The organism is Synechococcus sp. H55.11 (assembly GCF_047462475.1).
GTDB lineage: Bacteria > Cyanobacteriota > Cyanobacteriia > Thermostichales > Thermostichaceae > Thermostichus.
In genome coordinates this window covers 1-616 of record NZ_JANSJI010000321.1, presented here as the reverse complement: position 1 = coordinate 616, position 616 = coordinate 1, and the positions used below count along the sequence as shown (strand labels likewise).

The 616-nt window shown below is 60.6% G+C and carries 1 pseudogene; it reads left to right on the top strand.

The annotated features are described in order from the left end of the window. Nucleotides 1-561, top strand: a pseudogene (locus NW853_RS12795) (class I SAM-dependent methyltransferase); the annotation flags it as partial. Nucleotides 562-616: the final 55 nt, after the last annotated feature.

The following is a 616-nucleotide window of genomic DNA, read 5'->3' as shown; positions in this document are numbered from 1 at the left end:
TTTACGATCCCCGAGGTGTTTGGCATGTTGCAGCAGGCAGGGTTGGGCTTTTTAAGCCTGGTGGATATGCCCGACTGGTCGGTGGAGTCTCTCTTTAAGCAAGTGCCGGAGTTTGTGCGGCAACGGCTGGAAACCCTCAGCGTTATGGAGCGGCTGCACCTCTACGAGCTGATCCGGCCTGCCCATCGCCTCATCGACTTTTGGGCCGAGCACGCCGGCTCTTCCCTGGTGCTGCCTTGGACGGATGCGGATTGGCTGACGGGATCCGTGCAGTTTAACCCCCTGCTGATGGACAATACCCGCTTCCACCAGGAGTACAACAAGGCCCTGCAAGAGAACCGCCCCTACGAAATGCAGTGGACAGGGGCCACCCACGGGCGGATCAGCATCCCTGCCGAGAAGGTGAGATGGCTGGCTCCGCTGCTGCAGGGGCCGACTCCGGTGGCAGAGCTGATTCAACGGGTCGTCGAGCTGGGATCCCTGACGAAAGAACAGGCAACTGACGAGGTGCTGACCTTCCTGACGGCGTTGGAAGACTTTCTCTTTGTCATGCTGCAGTAGAGCCGTTTACCCGTTCCCGCTCCAGCCCAGCTCCCCTCTCCCTCTGGGAGAGGGG